The sequence below is a fragment of the Dyella silvae genome, assembly GCF_026421305.1.
In the GTDB taxonomy this organism is placed as follows: Bacteria; Pseudomonadota; Gammaproteobacteria; order Xanthomonadales; family Rhodanobacteraceae; genus Dyella; species Dyella silvae.
Window position 1 is genome coordinate 34,261 of record NZ_JAPJBQ010000003.1, and the last position, 25,775, is coordinate 60,035.

A 25,775-nucleotide genomic window follows, 5' to 3' on the forward strand; every position below is an offset into this window, starting at 1 on the left:
GTGTGCGGAGCAGCAAGGCATGAAGATCAAGCGTTTCGTGGCCGCCGACATGCGCCAGGCCATGCGTGAAGTGCGTGAAGAGCAGGGGCCGGATGCCGTCATCCTCTCCACGCGCCGATTGAACGAAGGCATCGAGATCATCGCCGCGGTGGACTTCGACGAAGCCCTGGTGCGCGAAGCGGCACGCCACGGTGCGCCGTTGCAGGTCGAGGCGCACACTCCGGCTCCGCAGCCGCCGTTGCCGGAAATGAAGCCGATGGTGGCGCGCCGGGCCGAAGCCATGCCACCGCCATTGCCGCCCTCGATGCAACATGACGACGAGGGCGTAACCGTCACGCTGTCGCGCCGCGCACCGTTGCCGCCGCGCAACGAAGCCGCCATCGAAACCCCGGTGACCAAACTCGTGGATACCGCAGTGGCGCCGGTGGAATCCATGCCTGGCCTCGATGCTTCGGCCCCCATCCATCCGCTGCTCGAGCGTGCCATGCGGGACACCGCAAGCGTTCGCGCCGAGCTGGGCAGCCTGCGCGAATTGCTGGAGACGCAACTATCCAGCCTCGTGTGGAACGATATGGAACGCCGCCATCCGATGCGCGCCCGCGTGTTGCGCGAGATGACCCGTCTGGGCATCGAGGCCGACGTGGCGCGGCAACTGGCCGATGATCTGCCGGCCGAGATCAATGCCGAGCAAGCGCGTTATCTGCCGTTGGGCATGTTGAGCCGCAGCCTGTCGATTGGCCGCCGCGATCATGCGGAGCGCCGCAGTGTCACGGCGCTGGTTGGCCCGACGGGCGTCGGCAAGACCACCACCATCGCCAAATTGGCAGCGCGCGCGGTGATGCGTCACGGCGCATCCCAGGTGGCGCTGGTCAGCACCGACCATTACCGCATCGGCGCGGCGGCACAGCTGGAACATTACGGCCGCCTGCTGGGCGTGCGTGTGTATCCCGCCTACGACGCAGACAGCCTGCGCCAGGTGCTGGAGTTGCTGCGTGGTTGCCATACCGTGCTGGTGGATACGGCTGGCCTTGCCGGCGGCGATCCGCGTCTGGCAGAACAGTTGGAAGTGCTGGGCAACGGCGGCGACTTGCGCGCCTGTCTGGTACTGGCAGCCAACGCTCAGGCACCGTCGCTCGATGAGGCGGTGCGCGCGTACATGCCACTGCGGCCGCATGCCTGCATTCTCACCAAGCTCGACGAAGCGCCCAGTCTTGGCGGCGCATTGTCGGTGCTGATCCGTCACCGGCTGCCGCTCGACTACGTCACCGACGGTCAGCGCGTGCCGGAAGACATCGCCACAGCGGACGCCCGCGTGCTGGTGTGTCGCGCGGCGCAGGTGCTCAAAGGCAACGGTCCCGCCGACGACATGGTGATGGCGGATCGTTTCGGACTAGCGGTGGCAAGCGCATGAGTGGTGTCTTCGCAATGAATCAGGCGATGGGTCTGGAAAGCATGCTGCGCGCACTGGCGGAGCGGCATGGCCGGCAAACGCCGTCGCATGACCAGGCGTCAGGATTGGCCAGCCCGCCGCCACGCAAGCGGTGCCGCGCGATTGCCGTGGCCGGTGGCAAGGGTGGGGTGGGCAAGACCACCGTGTCGGTGAATCTCGGCATCGCACTGGCCATGGCGGGACGCGAGGTGATCCTGCTCGACGCGGACATGGGCCTGGCCAATATCGATGTATTGCTTGGCCTGACGCCGACGCGGCATATCGGTCACCTGCTCGACGGCAGCTGTGGCATTGAGGATCTGCTGCTGGCGGGTCCTCACGGCCTCAAGATCGTGCCGGCAGGATCGGGCACGCGTCGCCTCGCGCAGCTGGGCAACAGCGAACACGCCGCGGTTATCCGCGCGTTCGACGATCTGGTGTCGCCGCCGGACTTCCTGCTGGTGGATACCGCCGCCGGCCTGTCCGACAACGTCGCCATGTTCGCCGCAGCGGCCGACGACGTGGTGCTGGTGGTGTGCGACGAACCCGCATCACTCACCGACGCGTACGCCCTGCTCAAGGTATTGAGCCGCGAATTCGGCGTACGCCGTTTCCGCATGGTGGCCAACATGGTCCGCAACAACAACGAGGCGCGTCAGTTGCATCAGAAGCTCGCCCGGGTGTGTGACCGCTTTCTCGATGTGGCGCTGGAATTCATGGGGCATGTGCCCAACGACGAACGGCTCAAGCAAGCCATCCGGCGCCAGAGCGCGGTGGTGGATCTGTGGCCGTCCAGCCGTTCGGGACAGGCATTCAAGCAATTGGCGGGTGCGGTCGATACATGGGGTGAACCCGAACGACTAGGCCTGGACCGCATCGCCTTTTTCAGCAGGCAGGCCGCAGCAGCGACGGGGTGGTGAGATGAGTGTTGCTTCCGAGTATCTGCAACTGCAACGGCAGAGCGCCGATGAACTGGTACGCCAGCACGCGCCGCTGGTGCGACGAATCGCCTATCACCTGATGGGCCGTTTGCCGCCAAGCGTGGACGTCAGCGACCTGATTCAGGCCGGCATGGTGGGTTTGCTGGAGGCTGCGCGAAATTTCGCCACCGGACGCAATGCGAGTTTCGAAACGTTTGCGGGTATCCGCATTCGTGGCGCGATGCTCGATGAATTGCGGCGCACCGACTGGACGCCCCGGTCGGTGCACCGAAAAGTACGCGAGATGGCGGAGGTGGTCCGCCAGATCGAGATAGAAACAGGCGCCGATGCCGACGACGCGGAAGTGATGAAGCGGCTTGGCATCGGCGCGGAGGAGTACCACCAGGTGCTGGCCGATGCGGCGAGTGCGCGATTGCTCAGTCTTTCCGCACCCGATGACGCAGAAGGCGGCGCGGCGTTCGATGTGGCCGACGGCGAAAGCCTGAGCCCGCAGGAGAGCGTGGAGCACGAAGGCATGCGCGAGGCGCTGGTAGATGCCATTGGCAGCCTGCCGGATCGCGAACAGTTGGTGATGTCGCTGTACTACGAAGAGGAAATGAACCTCAAGGAGATCGGCGCGGTGCTGGGCGTCACCGAATCGCGGGTTTGCCAGATCCACGGGCAGGCCATTGTGCGGTTGCGTGCGCGCATGACGGGCTGGACAGGGCAGGGAACAGAAAACGGCGAAAGGGGCAGGGGGAGAAGCAGAGCGCGTTGATCTTGCACTGACTCATCGATTCCCCGTCCCCCATTCCCTAGAAAAAACCGGAGAGTCCTTTGGACAAGAATATGAAGATCCTCGTGGTGGACGATTTCTCCACCATGCGGCGTATCGTTCGCAACCTGCTGGTCGAGCTGGGTTTCAGCAATGGCCTGATCCAGGAAGCCGACGACGGCGAAAACGCACTCACCATGTTGCGCAACAACGCCTTCGACATGGTGGTGACCGACTGGAACATGCCCAACATGACGGGCATCGACCTGCTGCGCGCCATCCGCGCCGAGCCCGCGCTGAAGGGTCTGCCGGTGCTTATGGTCACCGCCGAAAACAATCGCGATCAGATCATTGCTGCCGCGCAGGCGGGTGTGAACGGCTACATCGTCAAGCCGTTCACCGCCGCCACGCTGCAGGAAAAACTCAGCAAGATCTTCGAACGCCTGGCTGCCAGCGGAGCCACCGCATGAACGCACAAGTTTCCATGATGGCCGGCGAAACGCTGCCGCAAGAACTGCACGACCTTCTCAATAGCACCGACGGCGTGGCGTTCGAGCAGGCGCTCGATGTGCTGGTGCGCCAGCGTGAGCAGCGCCTGTTCCGTGCACTGGGCCTGCTGGCCCGCGATCTGCACGATGCCGTGCGCCGCCTCGGTGGCGATCTCGCGCAGGAAGGCGTGCCGGGCAGCGTGGCCGACGCGCGCCAGCACCTGCAGGACGTGCTGGAAATGAGTTCGCAGGCGGCGCACCGCTCGCTCGATTTTGTTGAGCGCATGCGTCCGCAGGCCGAAGCGCTGACTGAGAATGCCAATGCAGTGGTTGACGGCACGCCCGAAGGCGACGTCGCGCATGTGCTGGCGAAGCAGGCCCAGGCGTTTGCCAACGACTGCCGCGATGGCCTGGCCGACTTCGTCGTCGCGCAGTCATGGCAGGACCTGTCCGGCCAACGCATCAAGAAAGTCGTCAACTTTATCGGCAGCGTGGAGAACTCGCTGCTTGAACTGGTGAGCCTCACCGGTGCGCTGGCTTCGGGCGAAGCGGCTGCAGGCCCGGTCAAGGTGACCAGCCAGGACGAAGCCGATCGCTTGCTCAGCGAATTCGGATTCTGAGGATAGGCACCTGATGGATCCGACGTTGGACAGCGAGCTGCGCAACGATTTCCTGGTGGAAGCCGGGGAACTGGTGCAGCGTCTGGGTGAGCAGCTCATCGGGTTGGAAGCCTCGCCGCGCGATGCCGATTTGTTGAACGCCGTATTCCGCGCGTTCCACACGGTGAAAGGCGGCGCAGGCTTTCTCGCCATCGAGCCGATGGTGCAGTTGTGCCATCACGCCGAAGATCTGCTCAACGTGGCGCGCAACGGGCAGCTGCTGCTCGATGCCGAACGCATGGACGCGTTGCTGGAAGCGCTCGACCTGCTCAATGACATGATGGCTGCGCTGGCTGGCGGTAGCGCCATGGCGATGCCGCCGCAAAGCCTGTTGCAGCGCCTGGCGCCGTGTGGCGCCGTTGCGCCGCCACCTGCGCCCAAGCCGGTGGCGCCTCCCGTAGCACCGCCGCCGGCTGATGGCAGCATCGACGATTCGGAATTCGAGGCGCTGCTGGACAGCCTGTACGGCACCGGCGGCGCGCCGGGCGCACCGGCTGCGGCGCCGGCTTCCTCCGGCACCATCAGTGACGACGAATTCGAAGCTTTGCTGGATAACCTGCATGGCTCCGGCGGTGTACCCGGTGCAACCACGACGGCCGTTGCCTCGCCCACCGCATCCGGCGCTATCTCGGACGATGAGTTCGAAGCGCTGCTCGACAATCTGCACGGCAAAGGCGCAGCACCGGGCGCACCGGCGGCCGCGCCGGCTCCCGCGCCTGCGCCAGTACCTGCTGCGGCTCCGGCCAAGCACGCCGCGCCACCGCCGGAAAACACCGTGCGCGTGGATACCGCCCGCCTCGATGCTCTGGTACATCGCGCTGGCGAGCTGGTGCTGGTGCGCAATCGCCTGCTGAGCCTCGCAGCCAAACATGGTGATGAAACCCTGGCGCTGGCGGCCAGCGAACTCGATCGCGTGGCCGACGCGTTGCAGAACGCCGTACTCGGCATGCGCATGCAGCCGGTAGGGCGCTTGTTCCAGCGTTTTCCGCGCATCGTGCGCGACTTGTCGCGTCAGCTGGGCAAGGAAGTGGAGCTGGTGCAGGAAGGCGAAGGCACCGACCTCGATCGCAGTCTGGTCGAAGCGCTGGCCGACCCGATGGTGCACCTGATCCGCAACGCGCTCGATCACGGCCTTGAAATGCCCGAGGACCGCGTAAGCTCGGGCAAGCCACGCAAGGGCACGGTGACGCTGGGCGCGAGCCAGCGTGGCGAACGCATCGTCATCACCGTGTCCGACGACGGGCGCGGCATGAATCCCGACGTGCTACGCCGCAAGGCGGTGGAGAAGGGCGTCATCGACGAGGCGCAGGCTGCGCGCCTCAGTGAAAACGAATGCTATGAGCTGATTTTCCGTCCCGGCTTCAGCACCGCCGCCACCGTCTCGGACATCTCAGGCCGTGGCGTAGGCATGGACGTGGTGAAGACGCGCGTGGCCGAACTCGGCGGCACGTTACAGGTGCGTTCGCAGCTCGGCCGCGGCAGCACGCTGGAGTTGGCCGTGCCGCTGACGCTGGCGATTCAGCGCGTGCTGATGGTGCGCGTGGGCGGGCGTCTGCTTGCCTTGCCGCTCAGCAACGTGGATGAAGTGTTCGAACTTGCGCCCGGCCAGCAGCAACAACTCGATGGACGCGTGGTGGCGTCGCACCGTGGACGCGCGCTGGCGCTGGCGGATCTTGGCGGCTGGATCGGTCTGGAAGGACCTGCGGGCCGTCACGTGGTGGTATTGCATATCGGCCACATGCGTCTCGGTTGTCTGGTGCACGAAGTGCTCGGACGGGAAGACGTGATGGTCAAGCCGCTTGGCCCTCTGTTCCAGGGCGTGCCAGCCGTGGCGGGCGCCACCGTCACCGGCGACGGCCGTCTCGCACTGGTGATGGATCTTGCCGGTCTGGCCGGCAGCGACGGCCAACTACTCCCTTCTCTCCGAGTGAACGCCTGACATGGACCTGGTAAGTCTCATCGGTACGATCCTGGCCTTCGTGGTGGTGATCGTCGGCACCATCCTCAAGGGTTCCAGCGTGGAAGCGCTGTGGAATCCCGCAGCGTTTGTCATCGTGTTCCTGGGCACGATTGCCGCGTTGCTGGTACAGAACCCGGGTAAGGTGCTCAAGCACGCCATGGGCATGTTCTCCATGGTGTACAAGCCGCCGCATCATCAGCCCGCCGACCTGATCAGCCGTATCGTCGGCTGGAGCGAAATCTCGCGCCGACAGGGACTGTTGGGGCTGGAGCCGCAGATCGATTCGGAAAGCGACACCTTTGTGCGCAAGGGCTTGCAGTTGCTGGTCGACGGCAGCGAGCCTGAAGCGATTCGCGGCGTGCTCGAAGTGGAAGTGGGTGCGCGCGAGCATCATGATCTCGTTGCCGCCAAGGTATTCGAGAGCGCAGGTATCTTCTCACCCACCATGGGCATCATCGGCGCGGTGATGGGTTTGATGGCGGTGATGCAGAACCTGGCGGACCCGAGCAAGCTCGGTCACGGTATCGCAGCAGCATTCGTTGCAACGATCTACGGCGTGGCGTTGGCCAACCTGTGGATGCTGCCAATGGCGGCGCGCCTGAAAGGCTTGATTCACAAGCAGACGCAGATGCGCGAAATTCTCATCGAAGGCCTTGTTGCCATCGCCGAAGGCGCGAACCCGCGCCAGATCGAGGCGAAGCTTCAGGGTTACCTGGCGTGACCGGGGCACAGCGCCGTGGCTAGGAAGAAAAAGCACCACGAGGATCACGTCAATCACGAGGCGTGGGCCATCCCCTATGCCGACCTGATGACGTTGCTGCTCGCGTTCTTCGTGGTGATGTACGCGGTGTCGGTGGTCAACGAGGGCAAGTACCGCGTGATGTCAGAGTCCATCATCGAAGCGTTCAATGGTTCCAGCCATGTGATCGCGCCGATGCCGCAGTCGCGCGTGCAGCCACACAATGTCGATCCGGCGGTGGCGACGCCGCCGGGGCAGCCCGGTGCCGCCAAGATTCCGGTCAACGTACCCATTCCCGCGCGCCCGCAGCTGGTGCGCGCCATGGATGTGCGTTCGCCGTCGCAGCTCAGCGAGCAGCGCAATCTTGAGCTGATCCGCGATCAGGTACAGCGCGCGCTGCAACCGCTGATCGACAAGCAGATGGTGATCGTGCGCAAGACCACCTCCTGGCTGGAGATTGAGCTGCGCACGGATATTCTGTTTTCCAGTGGTGTCGCCAGAATTTCGCCGGAAGCCAACGGCGTGCTCAACGAGATGGCGTCGATTCTCAAGCCGTTTCCGAACCCGGTACGCATCGAGGGTTACACCGACGATCGGCCGATCAACACCTCGCTGTATCCCTCCAACTGGGAACTGTCGGCGGCGCGCGCGGCGAGTGTGGCGCGGTTGTTTTCCGAGCAGGGCGTGGACCCGCAGCGCCTGGGGATCATGGGCTGGAGCGAGTATCGGCCCAGCGCCGACAACGCCACGGAAGACGGCCGCAATCGCAACCGTCGCGTGTTGATCGTGGTGCTGAGCGAAGAGAACGCGCCCAAACGCTTCTACAACGATGCCGCGCACATGGGGCAGTTGGTCGACAGCGATAGCGCGGCGCCCGCATCCGCGGCCTCCGTTGCGGTCGCGCTCCAGCCAAAGGCCCCGGCTGCTGCACGCGACGACGTGCCGATTAACAAAGTGGTGCTGGCGGCGCCTGTTCGCGCGACCGCGCCGTCCGACGAAGAGTCCGTGCCCGCCACGCCTGCGCCTCGTGCCGCCATGCCCGATGTCGCCACCGGTGCGATGACCATCGCGGTGCCGCGAGCCGGCACGCCGGAACACGGTCCATGACGGCGCTGTTCGTTCCATCTGCAGTACCGGCATGTGCCGGGGAGACGACCACGTGAGCGATATTCCATCTTCCGGCCGCTGGCTTTCGTTTCGTCTTGGCGGGCAGCTCTATGCGGCGCCGCTCTCGGAGGTCAGCGAAGTGATCCGTGACGGCGAGCTCACGCCGGTGCCCGGCGCCGATGCCGATCTGCTCGGTATTCGCCATTTGCGTGGCCGCATTGTGCCGGTGCTGGATGGCCGCCGTCGGCTTGGCCTTCCTCAAGCTGACGGTGACGATCAGGGTCAGGTGCGACTGGTGATGATGTCTCATGGCCCTCATCTGGTGGGCCTGCGCGTCGATGCCATCGGCGATCTCGTGACGCCGGATGCCAGCGAGATTGCGCCGCCCCCTCCGGGTGGTACGGCGCGTCAGGACGACCCCGTGCATGGCGTACTGCCCTGGCAAGGCAGCTTCGTGGCGTTGTTGGATGTGCGGCGTCTCTGCCGCCTGCCGGTGGAAAGCGAAGCGGCGTAATGCGCAGCGCGCGTTAACGCTCCGTAGACGCGTCGGGAAACGTCAGCGGCGTGGGCTATGCTTCGTCAGCCCGGGGCGACTGCCCCTATGTGCCAGCGGCACTGAAGGAGCAGGAGCTAGCCCATGTCTTCGGATTCCCAGGTATTGCCGGTTACCTCGCCGACACAGCGCGCGGTCAATATTCTTGCCGCGGCCACCGTGCTGGCGCTGCTGTACTTCGGACGAGAAGTGCTGGTGCCCATCGCGCTGGCGCTGTTTCTCAACCTGCTGATCGCGCCGTGGGTACGCTTTTATCGGCACATCGGCCTGGGCCACACCACGTCGGTGCTTATCTCAGTGGTCGCATCGGTGGTGATCATGGTGGGACTGACCACCATGATCGGTTCGCAGCTGGTCCATCTCGGGCGCAGCATGCCGCAGTACCAGGCGACCATTCAGACCAAAGTCAAAGCGCTGCGTGCGGAGACATTGGGGCGTCTGGAGATCGTGAGCGGCGAAGTGGGCAAGGTGATCAATCAGGCCGAGGATCATCAAGAACCTACGCCATCTGCCGCAGCAGGCACATCGGCAGCGCAGGCTGCTTCGACCGAAGGTTCCAGCACGGCATCTATCACCAAGGGCACCAGCCCCATGGCGGTGGTCACGCGCGTGCTTTCCACCGCCTGGGTTCCCTTGCAAACCGCGGGCATTGTGCTGGTCGTACTGATCTTTGTGCTGCTGGAACACGAGTCGTTGCGCGACCGGTTCATTCGCCTGGCAGGTGGCACGGACTTGCGTGCCACGACCGCTGCCATCAACGACGCGGGCGAGAGGCTGTCCCGTTTCTTTATTTCGACGTTCTCGGTGAATGCCAGTGTGGGCATAGCCATCTGGGCCGGTTTGTTGGTGATCGGCGTGCCTAATGCGCCGTTGTGGGGCACGCTCGCTGCCACGCTGCGTTTTGTGCCCTACGTGGGCATCTGGCTGGTGGCTGTGTTGACGGCACTGTTCGCTGCGGCCGTGGCTCCGGCCTGGTCGTTGATGGTGATGACGCTGGTGCTGTTCGTCGTCGTCGAGATCGTTGTGTCGCAGCTGGTCGAGCCGTTTCTGTACGGCCACACCACCGGGCTATCGCCGCTGGCGGTAGTGGTGGCCGCCATCTTCTGGAGCTGGCTGTGGGGCCCCGTAGGCCTGATCATGTCAACGCCGCTGACGCTTTGCCTGGTGGTCGCCGGCCGACACGTGAAGGCGTTGGATGTACTGAATATTCTGCTTGGCGATGCGCCGGCTCTGACGCTGCCGCAGCGGCTGTATCAGCGCGCGCTTTCGGGTGATTCCGACGAGGTCATTGCGGAGTCCCGAAATTTCCTGAAGCGCAAATCGTTCGCCGCCTACTGTGACTCCGTGCTGTTGCCGGCCCTGCAGCTTGCCCGTATCGATATGCGGCGAGGTGTCATCACCCGCGAGCAACAGATGGGTGTGCGCAACGTCGCCGTAAATGTCGTGGAAGCTCTGAGCAGCGAGGGACGCAATAAGTGGCTGCGTCGGCGCGTTCGCACGTCCGTGCTGGACGATGTGGGCATCGGACGCCGTTTGAGGCAACAGCGCGAGGCCATTGCCGGCCGCTGGCAGGGGCCGCTGGCTGTGGCGCCGGGATCTGTCGTGCTGTGCGTGAGTCTTGGCTCGATCATCGATGATCTGGCCACCGAATTACTTACGCGCATTCTGCGTGATCTGCACATCGACGCTCGCCACATCGCCGTCGATGACATAACGGCGTTCGAGGCCGAGCCTCACCCCGATCTCACGCCTAATGCGGTGGCGATGATTTATATCGTCAGCACCGACCCGGCCAAGGAGCGCGGCGACTGCGAAACCCTCGCTACCCGGTTACACGAGAACGAGCCTGACGCGTGCATCGTAGCTGTGCTGATGCCTGAGCCGCTGTCACCCCAGGACGGGTCCATTCCCGTGGGGCCTGAGGTCAACGAGGTGGCGCACTCTCTGGAGGAAGCCGCCCAGCACGCTATTGCGCGGGTGCCGGGCAACGGCAACGTTGCCCGCTAAACCATCCAGGGCGCGTTTGAGAGCAAACTAGCCGTTCCCAAGGGTTGCGTGGAGGCCGCCATGTCAGGCCGGACAGCTTCGTGCTTTTGTGGGCAGCTGCAGATTGAAGTGCAGGGAGAGCCGCTGGGCGTTGGCGTTTGCCATTGCCTTGCGTGCCAACAGCGCACCGGCAGTGTTTTTGCAGCGCTGGCGGCGTATCGCGCACCGTACAAGGTCACCGGCACAGCGACCGAGTTCGTGCGCACGGGCGATCACGGGTCGCAATTCCGTTTCCGGTTCTGCCCCATCTGCGGCAGTACCGTGTTTCATACGGAGGAGGGCGTGGATTCGCGCGTCTCGGTGGCAGTCGGGGCGTTTGCCGATCCGACGTTTCCACCACCGGAAGATTCCGTCTACGAGCATCGCCGGCACGCATGGGTGAAGCTGCCCACGGATATGCGGTGTTACGACACCGATCCGGACTAGCACGCCCACCTCGGCGTGCTCCCGGGCCAGCGGCGCGGAGCACACGTCATCCAAGCGCGCGCGACGTGATGTCGTTGGCCGGGTGCGCACCGCGACGATCGTGGTGCGCTAGTCCGCGACGGGTCTGTCAAAATAGCGTTTCACTTAAACGCACGCGCGCTGCAATGTGACGCGATTCTCGATAACCGAATGCCCCGTGCTGTAACAGAGAAACGGCAATCGTGCATGGCGTTGTTGTTCGTGCTCGTCAGTCACGTGAAAGACATACTTTTGCGCTGTCGATCGATTAAGTTTGCGCAGGAACAGCCGATGGGCTGGCCTTATTGTCTTCATGATTTCGGTGCCAAGGCGCTTGATGGAAAACCCACGCCACAATTCTTCGCCAGCCACCGGGAGGCGCTCCTCGGGCCCGCAAGGGACGCAGCTCTTTTCCGCCGACGAGCTGAACAAGCTTGCGTTGGAGACGGCGCTCACCTCCGATGGACGTGCCAGCGCGAATGAGCCGGTGCTTGAAGGCATGCAAGGCGGGCTGCAGGGCCGCCGCTTTTTGCTGCGCGCCGGCCGGCAAACCATTGGGCGCCGCGATGACAATGACATCGTGATCAACGACCTGAGCGTCTCGTCCGCTCATGCGTGGATCATGAATCAGCAAGGCCACTACGTTGTCATGAACACGCTTTCGACCAACGGCACCTTTGTCAACAACAAGCGCGTGCACGAGGCGACCATCGGGCACGGCGATGTCATTCGTTTCGGGCAGGTGGAGTTTGTGTTTCTCACCCGCGAGCCAGGGGCGTCGAGGCGTGCCCGCGTGATCTGGTCCGCATGGGGAGCCGTGGCATTGACGGGGCTGTGTGCGCTGGCATGGTGGTGGTTGAAAGCATGAGCACCGTCGAACGCATGCGGCCGCGCACCATCGGCCGCTACAGGATCGATGGCGTGCTGGGTGAGGGCGCCATGGCGGTGGTGTATGCGGGTTTCGATCCCGGCATTGACCGGCCAGTGGCGATCAAATGCCTGCATCGCAACGTGGCGGCTGATCCCGGTTCGATGAAGCGGTTTCTGCTCGAGGCGCGTGCGTCGGGTCATCTGGTGCATCCCAATATCGTCACGATTTTCGATACCGGGGAAACCGAAGACGGCCGCAAGTACATCGCCATGGAAAGGCTTTCCGGCGAAACGCTAGCAAGCCGTGTCGCGCAAGATGGCTTGCCGCCGCTGGGTGTGGCCATCGAGCTGGCGTCGCAAGTGGCAGCGGCACTCGATTACGCGCATGGCCAGGGCGTCATCCATCATGACGTCAAGCCAGAGAACATCATGCTTGCCGAGGACTGGCATTGCGCCAAGCTCAGCGACTTCGGGATTGCCGAACGCCGGGCCGCCGGCGGTGTGAAGCGGGGCAGCGACGACGAGATCGGCGGTACGCCTGCCTATATGGCACCGGAGCGCTTGCGTGGCGAGCCGGCGGATGCGCGTAGCGACCTGTTCTCCCTCGGCGTCGTGCTCTACTGGCTGATCACGGGCAGCTTGCCGTGGCCGGAGACCACGGATCTCAAGCGCCTGATCCGGGAGCGGCAGCGTCAGCCGCTTCCTGCCATCGTGCCGATCGACCCGGCCATGCCGCCGATGCTGACAAGCATCGTGCGCACCTTGCTCGCACCGACACCGGATGCGCGCTATCAGAGCGGCGCCGAAGTCATCAACGATCTGCGCCTCGCGCGCCGCGAGTACGAGCGCTCGCATGAGTCGCCGCTGGCCACGCGCATCATTTCGCTGCGGTTGCGCTGGATCGGTGCACTGGGCGCCATCCTTTGCCTGGTCCTGTTGCTGGGCCTGGCCGCTATTTATGCCAAGCAGCACGCCGCAGTCACCGGCCTCGCCACCGACTTCGGAAGCTCGCTCGGACGCATGGTAGCGAGCGAGGCGGCCGAGAACCTGTTGCTGGGCGATGTCCCCGCTACCCGGGCGCTGGTCGAAGACATCGGGCACAACCAGCAGATTCACTACCTTGCCATCGCCAATCGGGAGGGCGATGTGGTGGCAAGCACGCAGCCGGCCGATATCGGTAAGGCGTTGCCCACGCTAGATGCTGAAAAGGAGGCGTTGGCCGATGGCGCAGAGCGTTACCTCGGGCGTGTGACTGCGGGAGCCGGTGGCGACGACATGCTGTTATTCGACGTGCCCATTCGCTATCAGGCCAAAGACATAGGCGAGCTGCGGCTGGGCGTAAGCAACGCTCCCTTGCTCGCTGCGCAGCGCACGACGTTCTGGGTCATTGTGTCGGTGCTTGTTGTGACGCTGATGGCCCTGGTGGGTGCCGCCTATTGGCTGTTCCGTCAGCCGCTGGCGCTACTGGGCATGCTTGGCGATGCGCTGATGCGGGTGGCTCGCGGCGATTTCAGTCATCGCATTCGCCTCGCACGCCGGGACGAACTGGGCCGGCTGTTTGTGGCCTTCAATCTGATGAGCAGTGCCCTGGAAGCGCGTCAGCGCAACGAAGCACCTCCGCCGGCGCGCCCCGCGTCCAACCAGGCAACGCAGCCCACCGTGGTGATACCGCCGCCAGCGGCGAAGGACGACGCCAGGTAAATCGCCGTTCCCCGGATGACGCCGGCGCATGCCGCCTCAGAGTTGTTTGAGGCGGCTTTGAAGTTCGATGGCTCGTGCGCGGTAGATCACGGCGCGCTCGTAATTGGGGTCGATGGCGAGAACGTGGTCCCATAACGCGATGGCCTGATCGAGCTTCTGATCGCGATACAGCACCACGGCGCGTTCGTGGTAGGAGCCAAGCAACTGGCTGCGCAGTGCCTGATTCCCCGCGGGCTTCAGGTGTGGATCGATGGTGAGCGCCTGATCCAGGCGCGTCAGGGCCTGATCATTCTGCCCCTGCCCGGCCAGGGCAATGCTTTCGGTCTGCAGGCGTTGTGCCTTGGCAGTGGGTGATTCGCCGGTGACCGACGCGCCAGTCGTATTCGCTACTGCGTTGTCAGGCGAGATCTGAGTGGGAGCGTTTGCTTTGGCAGGAGGTGCGCCCGGCGATACGGCGTTGCGCGTGGGGGATTGCGGCAAGCGCACCGTGTCGCCCGCGTGCAGGGTCGATGGATCGCTGGCGTTGTTGTAGCGGGCCAGTATCAAGAACTGGTTGGAGTCCCCCAGCGTGCGGGCGGCCAGCGTGCTGTAGGAGTCGCCCGATTGCACCACGTAAGCACGCGATTTTTTGCCCAGCACGGTATTCGGATCGGCCGTGAGCTGGCGCAACAGACCCTGGGCGGTCCGGTCGGTCGGATACTTCGCCAGATACTGACGCAGGCACTGCTCGCCTTCGGTATAGCGGCCGTGCAACAGGTACGTGTTGACGATGGCATTCACCGAAAGCGGCTCGTTGGAGCCGACCCCGGCGTTGCCGGCGTGTTGGGTCGACGATGCCCCGCCATTGCCGCTGAAGGTATCGCTGACCTTGGACTTGAGCTGGCCCATCTGGGCGCAGCCAGCCATGCCGAGCACGGCCAACGAAAGCGCAATCCGCAGCGTCCGCGATAACGCGCGATGCGTGGGGTGAAACGAATAAACCAAGGTCATGCCTCGCTGTGCGTGGTGGCCGTCTGTTCGGCAGTGCGTCGCCGATAGGCGGCGGTGCGCCGCATCACCGACCAGAGTTTGTCCCGGTAGCGCCGGGCCCAGCCTTCACGGCCGGCCCGCGCAAAAATGAGCGCGACATTATCGCCGCCTTCGCCGCCACGTTCGACCGCCAGTGCGAGCGCTTCCCGGAGTGCTTCGTGCTGATCCCGGCGCTGCGACAGTCGGGCAAGCTCTTCGGTACTGAGTTGCTCCCATACGCCGTCGCTGCAGAGAACAAAGGTCTGGCCGGCACGCAGTACCGCGCAGCCGTGTTCGACCACCGGTGGCTGCGGTCCACCCAGACCGCGCAGAAGCTTGTGCTGGTCGCTGTCGTTGGCGAGTTCTTGCTCGGTAAGCTCACCCCGAAGCAACTTGAGTTGCGCGAGGCTGTGATCTTCGGTGCGCCCGACGAGGCGCGATCCTTGAAAACGGTAAAGGCGGCTATCGCCGACGTGGGCCCACGAGACCCGATCGCCGCGGATCAGCAGGGCAACGACGGTGGAGTGTGGCTCAGCACCCTCCAGATCCTCACCGCGGCGGCGCAATTCGGCATGCGCATCCTGGCAAAGCGATTCCAGAAACAGCGAGCCCGGCTGTGAGCGCCAGAGACCTTGCTCCCATTGCCGACGGGCCACCTGGATCACGCCCTCGGAGGCCAGCTCGCCTGCGCCGTCGCCTCCCATGCCATCGGCCAGCACCAGCAGCCAGGTGGCTTCGGTCGGGTCGTGCAGGCAGATGAGGTCGTCCTGCTGACTTTCCCGGCCGCCCCGGGCGCGGCCGGCCGCCGCCCGCTGAATCGCGTGAAAGTCGACCGTCTTGTCCATGGCCCATCCCCCCTTTGCCACCGGGCGCACGCCCCGGCAGGTTGGAACCTTACGAGAGTTTGGCGGGTGAAAATTTGCGCCCGTTCCCGTTGCTACATGCCTGTGTGAGGCTTTGCAGGAGTGGGGCGCCGGCTAGCGGCTGGCGTCCGCGATTCAGTACGAAGCGGACGCCAGCGTTGGCGGGGGGCAGGGCGATTCTCAAGCCGGTCGGCAAGAGGCGTTCGGACGACGGGGTGCCTTACCCGGCTTCGGGCAGCTTCCAGTCCGGACGGATGAAATGGCAGGTGTAACCCTCGGGAAAACGTTCGAGGTAATCCTGATGCTCAGGCTCGGCTTCCCAGAACGGGCCGGCCGGGGCGATCTCGGTAACGGCCTTGCCAGGCCACAGGCCCGAGGCATCGACATCGGCGAGGGTTTTCTCGGCGATCTGTTTCTGCTGGTCGTTGAGATAGAAGATGGCCGAGCGGTAGCTGGTGCCGAGGTCATTACCCTGACGATTCTTCGTGGTCGGGTCGTGGATCTGGAAGAAGAACTCCAGAATCCGGCGGTAGCTCATCTGCTGAGGGTCGAACACGATCTCGATCGCTTCGGCGTGCGTGCCATGATGCCGGTAGGTCGCGTTGGCCACATCGCCGCCCGAGTAGCCCACACGCGTGGACAGCACGCCAGGGTAGCTCCGCAGCAGGTCCTGCATGCCCCAGAAGCAGCCGCCGGCAAGGATGGCGGTTTCGTTTGGTGCGGTCATAGCTCGTCCTCTCCATCAGCGGGCCCAATACCTCGGCCTATCTGGTAGCTGAGTAGCCATTTTTCAATCTGCCCAGGCTGACCACTTGCCAGGTCGGTGGGGTCTTGGGGGCTGGTCAATAAAACGCTTGTCTCCCTTGCGAAGAGGCGGATGACTAAAGCGACATAAAAAATGCCGCATCACTGCGGCATTTTCTGTCAGCTCAACTTCAATCCATTAGCGCGGCGGATTCACCACCACGTACTGCACGCTGGTGAGCCCGGCGCAGCCACCATGGTTTGCGCTGGCTTCCACGCTTTCGCGATCGGCACTTCCTGTCGGCTCGCGGGCGTGTGCGTCGCGGTCGTGACAGAGCGGCAACGCGATGCGGCACTTCGTTCTCTGATCAGGTGCGATGGCGACGCCGATGGGCCCCTTCGCGTCGCGAAGAATTTGGCATATCGCGGCTTATCACCAATTGCTTGCCACCATTGATGACGCCGTTTCACTGGGGTGACGCCTCAGGCAGATCAGTATTTTTACGTAGTACGAGTAGGTGGATTTTCGCTTGTCCACCCTTGTCCGCACGGTCACGCTGAATTCGCCATCACGGACGATTTCGGCGGGCGTGGTGAGCCAATGGCCTCCATTCCCATGCATTCAGTGACCCTATGAAACGACTGCTCTGCGCCTCCCTTTTGCTCACCGCCATGACCACAGTTCCGGCATTCGCGACGGAAGGCGGCGTCGGTCGCTCGATCACCGGCTTACAGGCAGCGTCTTACTCGGGCCTGGTGCCGCCGACACCGGGCTGGAACTGGCAGCTTGGCTACGCGTACTACAGCGGCGATATCAGCGGTTCCAAGGAAGTCCCGCTCTCCGGTGGAGGCTCGTCGCTTGGCCTGAACGCCGAGTTCCAGCTGGCCAGCGCGGTCGGCATGTATATCTGGAACACCAAGCCGTCATCGTGGAATTTCGCCTCGATGGTTGAGCTGCCGTTCGCCTATGTGGGCGCCACCGCCGATCTGCAACTAGGGCAATTGCGCGCCAGCAAGCATGACAGCGATACGGGCTTGTACGACATGACCTTCGTGCCGGTCATCGCGAGTCACCATTTCAGCCAGACGCAACACATGTCGCTGGCGCTGTATATCGAAGCCCCTACCGGCGATTACACCAAGGGAAATCTGGCCAATACCAGCCTTAATACCTGGGTATTCACGCCGACGGTGGGCTATACGCAGTTGTTTGACCAGGGCTCACTGGAATGGAGCACCACGGCAGGCGTGGACTTCTATACGAAAGACAACGCCACTAACTACCAGAATGGTTCCGTGTTCCACCTTGATTCGCTGCTGGTGAAGCGTTTCCCGACGGGTTGGGGAATTGGCGCGGTGGGTGGCTGGATCTACCAGATCGACAAGGATACCGGCCCCCTTGCTGATCGACTCAATGGTTTCAAGGGACGCGCAGTGTCGCTGGGCCCGATGGTGAACTACCTCAAGAAGTGGCAGGGCGGGCAAGTCGAATTCTCACTGCGCTGGTTGCACGAGTTCGATGTGAAGAATCGCACTCAGGGCAACCCTGCCTTGCTGTCGGCAACGATATCGCTTTGATGAGCGTGCCGTAGAGCCAATGTCCGCGTGCGCGGGCCACGGGCTTGCCGCGCAAGCTCGATCGTGGCCGAAGGCGGAATTCTGAGCTTTTTGGAAACGACGCGCACGCAAGCGAAAGGCGATGCGTGCACGTCGTACGAGGTTTGGCTTTCGTCAAAGCAGGAACTTGGGAATGGCCGGGAGAATCACGAAGCGATAGTTCCAGCGCGCACCAGGCATCGACGACTGCTGGATGACGGAGTACTGGACCTCGAAGCCGTACTTGATGGGGATGCCGGCCAGCTTCGTGGTGTAGTTGATGCCGAGGCCCACGGGAAGGTTGACCTTGTTGCCGCCGCCCTTGGCATTCCAGTTGATGGAGATGTTGGGTGTCATTCCGATATGCCACTTGCCGGCGTCATCCAGTTTCTTCTGTATGAAGTACTGGATGTTGGTCATGTTTACGCTCGGGCGATCTTTCTTGCTTGAGGCAAAAGACCACCATTGCTGCGGAAAGATGCCTAGGATCCATTCCGGCCCCATATAGGCAAGAACGGCGGAGGGGCCGGCGGAGTATTTGCCTGTGCCCTGCACAGCCTCGCTGGCAGTGGGGACCATGAGCGTGCCGCCCACGCCCCATATCAGCACGCCATCGCCGCCGAGCTTTTTGCCTTGTGAAGGTGCCACCAGACCCACGTACGTGATGTCACCCAGACCCGTCGTGCGGCTGAAGGGATCATTGATGATCGACTGAGTCTTGGGGTCTTGGGCGATCTGTTGCGGCGTATCGCCGAAAAGGCCGCCGATGTGTTTGTTGACCGGTTCGCTGACGATGGGAATGGAGATACGGTTGATCAGGTTCCAGTCGTCGTTGAGCTTGATGGGAAAGGTCGGAATGAATTGGGTGCGGTTCACGTCCTTGTAGTTGCCGATTGGCCCGCCCTTGACGCGTGTGTAGTCATTCTGCAGAGGGAACATGACCAGATTGCCCACCGGATTGTTCATCAACTGGCCAATTTGCGCTTCCGTAGGCTTGCAGCCGGCCTTCATTTCAGCCTTCAGATCGGCGTTGATGTCGGCGTAGAAGTGGGCGCAATCGGCGGATGGGGCCGGTGCCTCATCCTTGGATGAGGAAGCATGCTGTGCAGTAGCGCTGCCGGTTTCAGCGTGTGCGGTGTTCAACAGAAGCGTAAGCGCAAGCAGTGCGCCGGAACCGCTGCGAATGGCGAGTATCTTGGTCGATGGCATGTGGTTCTTCCTTGCAGTTGACGTGGCGCCGGGTGGCATGGGAGATCTGCCAGATCTGCTGAAGTTGCCGTTCTGGCCTAGCCTCAGCGGCGACGGATCACCTGGATCATCCGGAGAGGCCCGGATGGCGCATCGGTGCGATCACCCGCGGTCTGAACGAAGCGTGCAGACAGACACCTCAGCCAAGGGAGTTTGCGTGGGGCGAGTACAACAGGCCTAGAGCGCATGAGCTACCCGCAGGCCTCAAATATGCGACGCCATATGTCGGTCTTTGCTGATAGGGATGGCGATGACGTACATCTTGTGCGCTCTGTTGGAAACCTGATCGTGTGCAGGACCGATTGAGAAAATTCTCAAAACCGAACATCGAAATCTTTGCCGCCAAGCGAGAAATCATTTCGCTGTTCAAGCGTTTCTTCTCGCTAGACTCGATTTCCAGAGAGTCAAGGGTGGCGTAGGAAAAGGAAGTCACCCGCACGGAGCAAGCCATGCAAGGCGCTGCATCGCCCTTGGTTCTCAGCTGATTCTGATGAACGTATCAAGCATGTAAGGAGCGTAGACATGGTGAAGAAGGAATTTCGCGCCGAACCGTTCAGTCTGGCATTCGATCCGGCCACGACAGCTCTGGTGATGATCGATATGCAGCGCGACTTCGTTGAGCCGGGCGGCTTCGGTGAAGCCTTGGGCAACGACGTTTCGCTGGTGCGAACGGCCATCGAGCCTTGCAAGAAGGTGCTGGCGGCTGCACGCAAGGCTGGCTTGCTGGTCATCCACACCAGGGAAGGACACCGTGCCGATCTTGCCGATTGTCCGCCGGCCAAGCTCACGCGAGGTGGCAAGACGTTCATTGGCTCGGACGGTCCCATGGGCCGCATTCTGGTTCGCGGCGAGAAGGGCCACGACCTGATCCCCGAGCTTTACCCGGTCGCCGGAGAACCGGTGGTCGACAAGCCCGGCAAGGGTGCGTTTTACCAGACCGACCTTCATCTGATGCTTCACACGGCGGGCATCAAGACGCTCATCGTGTGCGGCGTCACAACGGAGGTTTGCGTAACCACCACGGTTCGCGAGGCGAACGACCGTGGCTACGAGTGCATCGTTCCGGCTGACTGCGTGGGTTCCTACTTCCCGGAATTCCAGCGATTTGCGCTCGAGATGATCAAGGCACAAGGCGCCATTTTCGGCTGGGTCAGTGACTCGGCGGCCATCGTCGACGGTCTGAAGTCTTAAAAGGACGTGTTGGAGGAGTACCGATGGCAGGCGGCATCTTAACGGCGCTTTCCATCGGGTATCTGGTACCGCAGATGTTGCAGCAGCCGATCCACTTCATGACGCACAGCCGGTTTCGGCACGCGATCAACCTTGTCAGTGACGACGTCGGCATGATGGCGCTGTTGGGGGCAGCGAGCGGAAACGCCCCGAAAGCCATCAGGCTGAACCTTCCCACGGATTGGGATTGGCGTCGCCTAAGTGGCGACCGTCGGGTGACCTGGGGCAACGGAGTGCTCCTTGGTCACGGTTGGTCGGTAGATGTTCGCCAAGCGTCTCTCTGGAGCCCGCAAAGAGACGGCATTCAAGAGCTCCGGGAGCCCGCCCCAAGAACTTTGGACAAACTGGCTCAGGTGCTGGGTACGCATAGCCGAGAGCAGCGATCGTGCAACCTGTCGAGCGTGTTTGTGGGTTCTTTGTCGCTCGGGTGGAATGGATTGAGCGCCACGAGTTCTCCAGCGCTGTGCGAGGAACGTGTGCGTGCATGGATCGGCTGCGGTCCAGGCCTGACGCCTTCGGGCGATGACTACCTGCTTGGCTATCTGGCCGCACTCTGGCCTTGGCAAAGACACCCCGATCTGACTTCGCACCTGGAGTGCGTACGGGAACTGTTGAAAAAGTACATGTGCGGCACGACCGACATCAGTCGTTTCTATCTCGGCCAGGCCGTGGAAGGGCACTTCTCTGAGTCGATACATGACCTTATCGATGCCGTTATTCGCCATGCGACCGATGAAGAAACTTCAGCACTTGCCGCCGATGTCATGAATCACGGTGCGACCTCGGGCGCAGATGCGATGGCCGGCATCTTAGGTGGACTTCGAACCGTGGCCTCGGTGTTTCATCGCCGGTGGTCCGGCAGCGATGAGCCATCTATGCCATGCCCCCAAGAGACGTACGGAATGGCAACACACGAGGCGCGGGATGCGTCCTGTAAACACACCATGGAAAGGCAGTGAAATGAGCAGCTGTTTCAAGATATTCAAGAATCTGTATCGGGATTCAGTGTCGTTGATGCAGGTGTCCGCGCGCATAAGCAAGTTGCCTGGCGTGGCGCAGGCCTCAGTGGCGATGGGAACGGAAGCCAATCGGGCCCAGTTGCGTGACGCTGGCCTTGGCGATGCGGCTGGGGCCGGTCCCAATGACCTGATTGTGGCCGTTGCCGGAGACGAGGATGCGTGCGAGCTCGCCCTGAGCACAGCTGCTGATCTGCTGAGTTCGGTCGAGGAAGCGGATTCGGCGGCTTGTAACGCCAAAGCGGCAGTGGTCAGTCTGCAAGCCATGCTCGAGGCGGAACCTGCGACAAACCTCGCGCTTATCTCGGTGCCCGGTGACTACGCGGCGGCGGAAGCAGAGAAAGCCATTCGCCTGGGCATGAACGTCATGCTGTTCAGCGACAACGTGAGCCTGCAACAGGAAAAGGCCGTGAAGACGTTGGCCCGCGAGCGCCGCCTGATGGTGATGGGCCCCGATTGCGGCACCGCCATTGTGAACGGCATGCCGCTCGGCTTTGCCAACGTGGTAAGGCGTGGCGCCATTGGTCTGGTTGCTGCGTCGGGCACGGGCTTGCAGGAGGTAACCTGCCGTATCGATCAGCTAGGCGCAGGCGTCTCCCAGGCGTTGGGCACCGGTGGGCACGACCTTCACGAAGAAATTGGCGGCATATCGATGCTGCACGGTCTGGACGCGTTGATTGAAGACGCGCAAACGCGCGTTATCGTGCTCGTTTCCAAGCCGCCTGCTCAGGCCGTAGCGGAAAAGATCCTTGCGCGCGCACGCGCGGCGGGCAAGCCTGTGGTGGTCAACTTCCTCGGGGCTGAGCCCGCTCTGATAGAGCGCTGGGGCGTTCATGTCGCGTCGACGCTCGCTGATGCGGCAGAGCGGGCGGTGGCTTTGCTGAAGGACGTGCCACCCGCGATCAATGATGATGCCCGCGAGGTGGCTGCGAGAGAGGCTTTGGTTGAGCGTCGTTCTCAACTCGCGCCACGCCGTCGCTACATCCGAGGCGTATTTGCCGGCGGAACCTTCTGCTACGAGAGCCAGCTGATTTGTCAGCGCCAGGGCATCGTCGCTTTCTCCAACACGCCCATCAAGGGCAATCATCCGCTGGACAATGTCTGGCAGAGCACGGCGCACACGTTGGTGGACATGGGGGACGACGCTTTCACCCGCGGTCGGCCGCACCCCATGATCGATCCCACGTTGCGAAACGAGCGAATCGTTGCAGAACTTCGCGACCCGGAAACGGCGGTGGTGCTCTTCGACCTGGTGCTGGGTTATGGCGCGGCCCTGGAGCCTGCAGCCGAGCTCACCACACTCATCGGTGACGCTTCGCGGACGGGCAATGACCTCCCGCTGCTTATCGCGCATGTATGCGGTACGGATGCCGATCCCCAGAACCGAAACCATCAGATTCATGCCCTGCGCGAGGCCGGTGTATTGGTGGCCAACTGCAATGCGCAGGCGGCGTATTGGGCCGCGTATGTGGCCAATCTGCAGAAAGCAGAGTAACGGAGCATCAAGGATGAGCAATCTCTTCGACCAGTCGCTGAAAGTCGCCAACTGCGGTCTGGATAGTTTCGCGAGCAATCTCCACGAGGCGGGCGGTGACGTTAACTCGCTCAGCTGGCAACCGCCGGCTTACGGCGACGTGCAGGCCGGTTTGGAGCTTGCCTCGCTCATCAATCACCCCCTGGTCGAACAGGCCAATCAGCGCGCATTCGCACAGTATCTGGATGCTCAGCCCGTACTCGTCGATGTCACGACGGCCGTGGAATCCATTCCTGCCATGGCGGAGCGAAAGCTGATATTGCACGCGGGACCGCCGATTGCGTGGGAGAACATGTGCGGTCCCGTGAAAGGCGCGATCGTCGGCGCAATATTTCTGGAAGGCTGGGCGACCAGTCAGGAACAGGCCGAACGACTGATCCTCGATGGCACCGTGGCGCTGGCGCCTTGCCATCACTATCAGGCTGTGGGTCCCATGGCGGGCATCATCAGCCCCTCGATGCCGGTATTCGTGGTCGAGAATCGACCCACGGGCAGGCGCGCCTACACCAATATGAACGAGGGATTGGGCAAGGTGCTGCGCTTTGGTGCCAACAGTCCTGAAGTCATCGAAAGGTTGCGCTGGATGGGCGAGGAGCTGGCGCCCGCGTTGAGCGCCGCATTGCACATGTTCGGCGAGGTGGAGCTGAAGCCGCTGATTGCCCAGGCACTGCACATGGGTGACGAAGTGCACAACCGCAACGCTGCCGCGACGGGCCTGCTCGTGAAGCGCCTGATACCCGCCATGCTCGGCAGCGGGCTGCCCCTGGACGAAGTACGCCGGGCCATCGCTTTCATTCTCGGCAACGATCACTTCTTCCTTAATCTTTCCATGGCCGCGAGCAAGGTCATGATGGATGCAGCCGCCAACGTGCCCTTCAGCTCGATGGTGACGGTGATGGCGCGCAACGGCGTGGAATTCGGGGTCCGTCTGTCAGGCACCGGGAACCAGTGGTTTACCGCGCGTGCGAACCCGGTGGAAGGTTTGTTCTTCCCGGGTTATGGCGTCGACGACGCAGCAGCTGACCTCGGCGACAGCGCCATCACTGAAACAGCGGGATTGGGCGGCTTCGCCATGGCGTCCTCGCCGGCGATCGTGAAGTTTGTCGGTGGTACACCGACCGATGCGATCGCACACAGCCTGCGCATGCGTTCCATCACCCTGGGAGGTAACGGCGCATTCACGCTGCCCGCCATGAACTTCGCGCCGACTGCGGCGGGTATCGACGCACGCAAGGTAGTCGACCAGAACATCCTGCCAGTCATCAACACGGGCATCGCGCACAAACAAGCAGGCGTCGGTCAGATCGGCGCAGGTATCACCACGGCGCCCATGCCGTGCTTTATCGAAGCAATCCGCGCGCTGGCAGCGCAGGTTCGCGAGCACACCGGAGCAGCATCATGAGGACCAAGCCACTTGCAGTCGTTGCCGTAGGCGGCAACGCGCTTATCCGCGACAACGATCACGTCGCTATTCCCGATCAGTACGACGCTGTGGTCGAAAGCGTGCAGCACATTGCCGAGATGATCGAAGCGGGTTGGGACCTGGTGCTAACTCACGGCAATGGTCCGCAGGTCGGCTTTATTCTGCGCCGCTCGGAACTTGCGGCCGAAGAGGTGTGCCCTGTGCCGTTGGATTACGCCGTGGGCGACACCCAGGGTGCTATTGGCTACATGTTCCAGAAGGCACTGGACAATGAGCTTCGTCGCCGCGGAATCCACAAGCCGGTTGCCACGATCGTCACACAGACGCGAGTCAGTCCGATCGATCCGGCGTTCGCAAACCCCACCAAGCCCGTGGGCGCGTTTCTGGACGAAGCGACGGCGCGCGCAAGGCAGCAGCAGCTCGGCTGGACATTGATGGAGGATGCCGGGCGCGGCTGGCGTCGCACGGTTCCGTCACCCGAGCCGCTCGAGATTCTTGAGTCGGCGGTAATCGAAAACTTGTTGAATCAAGGGTGCGTCGTTATTGCTTGTGGCGGTGGTGGCATCCCGGTGGTGAGCAACGCCGCGAATGAGCTGGTGGGTGTCGAGGCCGTTATAGACAAAGACCTTGCCTCCGCCTTGCTGGCCAAGCAACTGCAGGCCGATCTGCTGTTGATTCCCACCGGCGTGGAGCAGGTGGCGATCAACTTTGGTACGCCCGAGCAGCGTTGGCTCAACCACCTCAGCGTAAGCGAGGCGCAGGAGTTAATCCAACAGGGTCAGTTTGGCGCTGGCAGCATGTTGCCGAAGGTCGAAGCCATTCTTCGTTTTGTTACGCACGACGAAAGCCAGAAGCGCAGCGGCAAGGGCCTGATTACCAGCGGCCCGGCCATCAAGCGCGCATTGATGCGCGAAACAGGCACGTGGATCACCCGTTGAACGATGACGGGTGGCACGGCAGGTCATGCCCGTGGTGCCACTACCGGGAAAACAAAAGGAGATGCAGGCGATGGAAACGACACTACTGGCAGTCAACGGCACGCTCATGCGCGGCCTTGGACTGAATCACAACATGCGCGCGGCACACGGCGAATACGTACGCGAAGACCATACGGATGCCTGCTACCGCATCTGGAGCATCGGCGATCGGCACCCGGGAATGATCCGGGTACCTCATGGCGGCACAACCGTGGCCCTGGAGTTGTGGGAATTGCCGATGGCATCGCTGGGCGAACTGCTACTGAGCGAGCCGGCGGGTTTGAGTATCGGCAAGGTGACCCTGGCCAGCGGCGAACAGGTGCTTGGCGTGCTAGCTGAGCCATGGTTGCTGGAAGGGCAGAAGGAGATCAGCCAGCTCGGGGGCTGGCGCGCCTACACGGGCGAGCACTTCGAGTCGTAAGCGATCACACGAACAAGGATGGAT

24 protein-coding genes are annotated in these 25,775 nt (G+C 62.8%); 20 read left to right on the plus strand and 4 right to left on the minus strand.

Annotated features, from left to right (window positions below):
• The first annotated feature begins 19 nt into the window (after positions 1-19).
• The 13 genes from flhF (at position 20) to OQE56_RS08635 (ending at position 13,691) form a co-directional block, all read left to right on the plus strand.
• On the plus strand, positions 20-1,411 hold the full coding sequence (flhF, locus tag OQE56_RS08575; protein WP_267223489.1) for a flagellar biosynthesis GTPase FlhF: 1,392 nt from the start codon (positions 20-22) through the stop codon (positions 1,409-1,411).
• 14 nt (positions 1,412-1,425) lie between these two features.
• The gene (locus OQE56_RS08580; RefSeq protein WP_267224334.1) at positions 1,426-2,349 is read left to right on the plus strand and encodes a MinD/ParA family ATP-binding protein; all 924 of its coding nucleotides are present in this window, start codon (positions 1,426-1,428) and stop codon (positions 2,347-2,349) included.
• Position 2,350: 1 nt separating this feature from the next.
• A complete protein-coding gene (locus OQE56_RS08585; protein WP_267223491.1) occupies positions 2,351-3,127 on the plus strand; it encodes an RNA polymerase sigma factor FliA in 777 nt (258 codons plus the stop codon).
• Between the two features lie 59 nt (positions 3,128-3,186).
• Entirely contained in the window at positions 3,187-3,594 is a 408-nt protein-coding gene (gene cheY / locus OQE56_RS08590) for a chemotaxis response regulator CheY (protein ID WP_267223494.1), read from the plus strand.
• The gene (locus OQE56_RS08595; protein WP_267223496.1) at positions 3,591-4,232 is read left to right on the plus strand and encodes a protein phosphatase CheZ; all 642 of its coding nucleotides are present in this window, start codon (positions 3,591-3,593) and stop codon (positions 4,230-4,232) included. Before cheY ends, OQE56_RS08595 begins: the two co-directional genes overlap by 4 nt.
• Positions 4,233-4,245: 13 nt before the next feature.
• Positions 4,246-6,210, plus strand: coding sequence for a chemotaxis protein CheA (locus OQE56_RS08600; protein ID WP_267223497.1), 1,965 nt, complete (start codon positions 4,246-4,248; stop codon positions 6,208-6,210).
• A 1-nt stretch (position 6,211) separates the two neighbouring features.
• On the plus strand, positions 6,212-6,952 hold the full coding sequence (locus OQE56_RS08605; RefSeq protein WP_267223499.1) for a flagellar motor protein: 741 nt from the start codon (positions 6,212-6,214) through the stop codon (positions 6,950-6,952).
• 15 nt (positions 6,953-6,967) lie between these two features.
• The gene (motD, locus tag OQE56_RS08610; protein ID WP_267223501.1) at positions 6,968-8,077 is read left to right on the plus strand and encodes a flagellar motor protein MotD; all 1,110 of its coding nucleotides are present in this window, start codon (positions 6,968-6,970) and stop codon (positions 8,075-8,077) included.
• A gap of 52 nt (positions 8,078-8,129) precedes the next feature.
• A complete protein-coding gene (locus OQE56_RS08615) occupies positions 8,130-8,591 on the plus strand; it encodes a chemotaxis protein CheW (protein WP_267223503.1) in 462 nt (153 codons plus the stop codon).
• A gap of 123 nt (positions 8,592-8,714) precedes the next feature.
• Positions 8,715-10,637 (plus strand): AI-2E family transporter, encoded by a 1,923-nt coding sequence (locus tag OQE56_RS08620; RefSeq protein WP_267223505.1) that lies wholly within the window; start codon positions 8,715-8,717, stop codon positions 10,635-10,637.
• A gap of 60 nt (positions 10,638-10,697) precedes the next feature.
• Positions 10,698-11,102 carry a GFA family protein gene (locus OQE56_RS08625; protein ID WP_267223506.1) on the plus strand — a complete coding sequence of 135 codons (405 nt, stop codon included), beginning with the start codon at positions 10,698-10,700 and terminating at the stop codon, positions 11,100-11,102.
• Positions 11,103-11,457: 355 nt separating this feature from the next.
• Positions 11,458-11,988, plus strand: a complete 531-nt coding sequence (locus OQE56_RS08630) for an FHA domain-containing protein (protein ID WP_267223509.1) — start codon at positions 11,458-11,460, stop codon at positions 11,986-11,988.
• Positions 11,985-13,691, plus strand: a complete 1,707-nt coding sequence (locus OQE56_RS08635) for a protein kinase domain-containing protein (protein ID WP_267223512.1) — start codon at positions 11,985-11,987, stop codon at positions 13,689-13,691. The genes OQE56_RS08630 and OQE56_RS08635 overlap by 4 nt, the downstream gene beginning before the upstream one ends.
• A 36-nt stretch (positions 13,692-13,727) precedes the next feature.
• On the opposite strand, the gene OQE56_RS08640 is transcribed toward OQE56_RS08635, so the two are convergent.
• From OQE56_RS08640 to msrA, 3 genes are all read right to left on the minus strand, one after another.
• Complete coding sequence (locus OQE56_RS08640; RefSeq protein ID WP_267223514.1) at positions 13,728-14,681, minus strand: LysM peptidoglycan-binding domain-containing protein; 954 nt, start codon at positions 14,679-14,681, stop codon at positions 13,728-13,730.
• Positions 14,678-15,544, minus strand: coding sequence for a PP2C family protein-serine/threonine phosphatase (locus OQE56_RS08645; protein WP_267223516.1), 867 nt, complete (start codon positions 15,542-15,544; stop codon positions 14,678-14,680). Before OQE56_RS08645 ends, OQE56_RS08640 begins: the two co-directional genes overlap by 4 nt.
• A 238-nt stretch (positions 15,545-15,782) precedes the next feature.
• Entirely contained in the window at positions 15,783-16,289 is a 507-nt protein-coding gene (gene msrA, locus OQE56_RS08650) for a peptide-methionine (S)-S-oxide reductase MsrA (RefSeq protein ID WP_267223517.1), read from the minus strand.
• 689 nt (positions 16,290-16,978) lie between these two features.
• On the opposite strand from msrA, the gene OQE56_RS08655 reads away from it, so the two are divergent.
• Positions 16,979-17,884, plus strand: coding sequence for a SphA family protein (locus OQE56_RS08655; RefSeq protein ID WP_267223519.1), 906 nt, complete (start codon positions 16,979-16,981; stop codon positions 17,882-17,884).
• Between the two features lie 153 nt (positions 17,885-18,037).
• On the opposite strand, the gene OQE56_RS08660 is transcribed toward OQE56_RS08655, so the two are convergent.
• On the minus strand, positions 18,038-19,111 hold the full coding sequence (locus tag OQE56_RS08660) for a hypothetical protein (RefSeq protein ID WP_267223521.1): 1,074 nt from the start codon (positions 19,109-19,111) through the stop codon (positions 18,038-18,040).
• 561 nt (positions 19,112-19,672) lie between these two features.
• Between OQE56_RS08660 and OQE56_RS08665 the strand changes: the two genes are divergently transcribed.
• From OQE56_RS08665 to OQE56_RS08690, 6 genes are all read left to right on the plus strand, one after another.
• On the plus strand, positions 19,673-20,341 hold the full coding sequence (locus OQE56_RS08665; RefSeq protein WP_267223523.1) for a cysteine hydrolase family protein: 669 nt from the start codon (positions 19,673-19,675) through the stop codon (positions 20,339-20,341).
• Between the two features lie 23 nt (positions 20,342-20,364).
• Positions 20,365-21,339: an oxamate carbamoyltransferase subunit AllH family protein gene (locus OQE56_RS08670; protein WP_267223525.1), complete on the plus strand. Its 975-nt coding sequence runs from the start codon at positions 20,365-20,367 to the stop codon at positions 21,337-21,339.
• 1 nt (position 21,340) lies between these two features.
• The gene (gene fdrA, locus OQE56_RS08675; RefSeq protein ID WP_267223526.1) at positions 21,341-22,891 is read left to right on the plus strand and encodes an acyl-CoA synthetase FdrA; all 1,551 of its coding nucleotides are present in this window, start codon (positions 21,341-21,343) and stop codon (positions 22,889-22,891) included.
• Positions 22,892-22,904: 13 nt separating this feature from the next.
• Complete coding sequence (locus OQE56_RS08680; RefSeq protein WP_267223527.1) at positions 22,905-24,332, plus strand: YlbE family protein; 1,428 nt, start codon at positions 22,905-22,907, stop codon at positions 24,330-24,332.
• Complete coding sequence (gene arcC, locus OQE56_RS08685; protein ID WP_267223529.1) at positions 24,329-25,291, plus strand: carbamate kinase; 963 nt, start codon at positions 24,329-24,331, stop codon at positions 25,289-25,291. The genes OQE56_RS08680 and arcC overlap by 4 nt, the downstream gene beginning before the upstream one ends.
• A gap of 70 nt (positions 25,292-25,361) precedes the next feature.
• Entirely contained in the window at positions 25,362-25,751 is a 390-nt protein-coding gene (locus OQE56_RS08690; protein ID WP_267223531.1) for an allophanate hydrolase-related protein, read from the plus strand.
• Positions 25,752-25,775 lie beyond the last annotated feature (24 nt).

What these genes read in the sequence shown, in the direction of transcription:
- flhF (WP_267223489.1), top strand. Translation starts at nt 20, where the DNA reads ATGAAGATCAAGCGTTTCGTGGCCGCCGACATGCGCCAGGCCATGCGT.
- OQE56_RS08580 (WP_267224334.1), top strand. Translation starts at nt 1,426, where the DNA reads ATGAATCAGGCGATGGGTCTGGAAAGCATGCTGCGCGCACTGGCGGAG.
- OQE56_RS08585 (WP_267223491.1), top strand. Translation starts at nt 2,351, where the DNA reads ATGAGTGTTGCTTCCGAGTATCTGCAACTGCAACGGCAGAGCGCCGAT.
- OQE56_RS08595 (WP_267223496.1), top strand. Translation starts at nt 3,591, where the DNA reads ATGAACGCACAAGTTTCCATGATGGCCGGCGAAACGCTGCCGCAAGAA.
- OQE56_RS08600 (WP_267223497.1), top strand. Translation starts at nt 4,246, where the DNA reads ATGGATCCGACGTTGGACAGCGAGCTGCGCAACGATTTCCTGGTGGAA.
- OQE56_RS08605 (WP_267223499.1), top strand. Translation starts at nt 6,212, where the DNA reads ATGGACCTGGTAAGTCTCATCGGTACGATCCTGGCCTTCGTGGTGGTG.
- OQE56_RS08620 (WP_267223505.1), top strand. Translation starts at nt 8,715, where the DNA reads ATGTCTTCGGATTCCCAGGTATTGCCGGTTACCTCGCCGACACAGCGC.
- OQE56_RS08625 (WP_267223506.1), top strand. Translation starts at nt 10,698, where the DNA reads ATGTCAGGCCGGACAGCTTCGTGCTTTTGTGGGCAGCTGCAGATTGAA.
- OQE56_RS08630 (WP_267223509.1), top strand. Translation starts at nt 11,458, where the DNA reads ATGGAAAACCCACGCCACAATTCTTCGCCAGCCACCGGGAGGCGCTCC.
- OQE56_RS08635 (WP_267223512.1), top strand. Translation starts at nt 11,985, where the DNA reads ATGAGCACCGTCGAACGCATGCGGCCGCGCACCATCGGCCGCTACAGG.
- OQE56_RS08640 (WP_267223514.1), bottom strand. Translation starts at nt 14,681, where the DNA reads ATGACCTTGGTTTATTCGTTTCACCCCACGCATCGCGCGTTATCGCGG.
- OQE56_RS08645 (WP_267223516.1), bottom strand. Translation starts at nt 15,544, where the DNA reads ATGGACAAGACGGTCGACTTTCACGCGATTCAGCGGGCGGCGGCCGGC.
- msrA (WP_267223517.1), bottom strand. Translation starts at nt 16,289, where the DNA reads ATGACCGCACCAAACGAAACCGCCATCCTTGCCGGCGGCTGCTTCTGG.
- OQE56_RS08655 (WP_267223519.1), top strand. Translation starts at nt 16,979, where the DNA reads ATGACCACAGTTCCGGCATTCGCGACGGAAGGCGGCGTCGGTCGCTCG.
- OQE56_RS08660 (WP_267223521.1), bottom strand. Translation starts at nt 19,111, where the DNA reads ATGCCATCGACCAAGATACTCGCCATTCGCAGCGGTTCCGGCGCACTG.
- OQE56_RS08665 (WP_267223523.1), top strand. Translation starts at nt 19,673, where the DNA reads ATGGTGAAGAAGGAATTTCGCGCCGAACCGTTCAGTCTGGCATTCGAT.
- OQE56_RS08670 (WP_267223525.1), top strand. Translation starts at nt 20,365, where the DNA reads ATGGCAGGCGGCATCTTAACGGCGCTTTCCATCGGGTATCTGGTACCG.
- fdrA (WP_267223526.1), top strand. Translation starts at nt 21,341, where the DNA reads ATGAGCAGCTGTTTCAAGATATTCAAGAATCTGTATCGGGATTCAGTG.
- OQE56_RS08680 (WP_267223527.1), top strand. Translation starts at nt 22,905, where the DNA reads ATGAGCAATCTCTTCGACCAGTCGCTGAAAGTCGCCAACTGCGGTCTG.
- arcC (WP_267223529.1), top strand. Translation starts at nt 24,329, where the DNA reads ATGAGGACCAAGCCACTTGCAGTCGTTGCCGTAGGCGGCAACGCGCTT.
- OQE56_RS08690 (WP_267223531.1), top strand. Translation starts at nt 25,362, where the DNA reads ATGGAAACGACACTACTGGCAGTCAACGGCACGCTCATGCGCGGCCTT.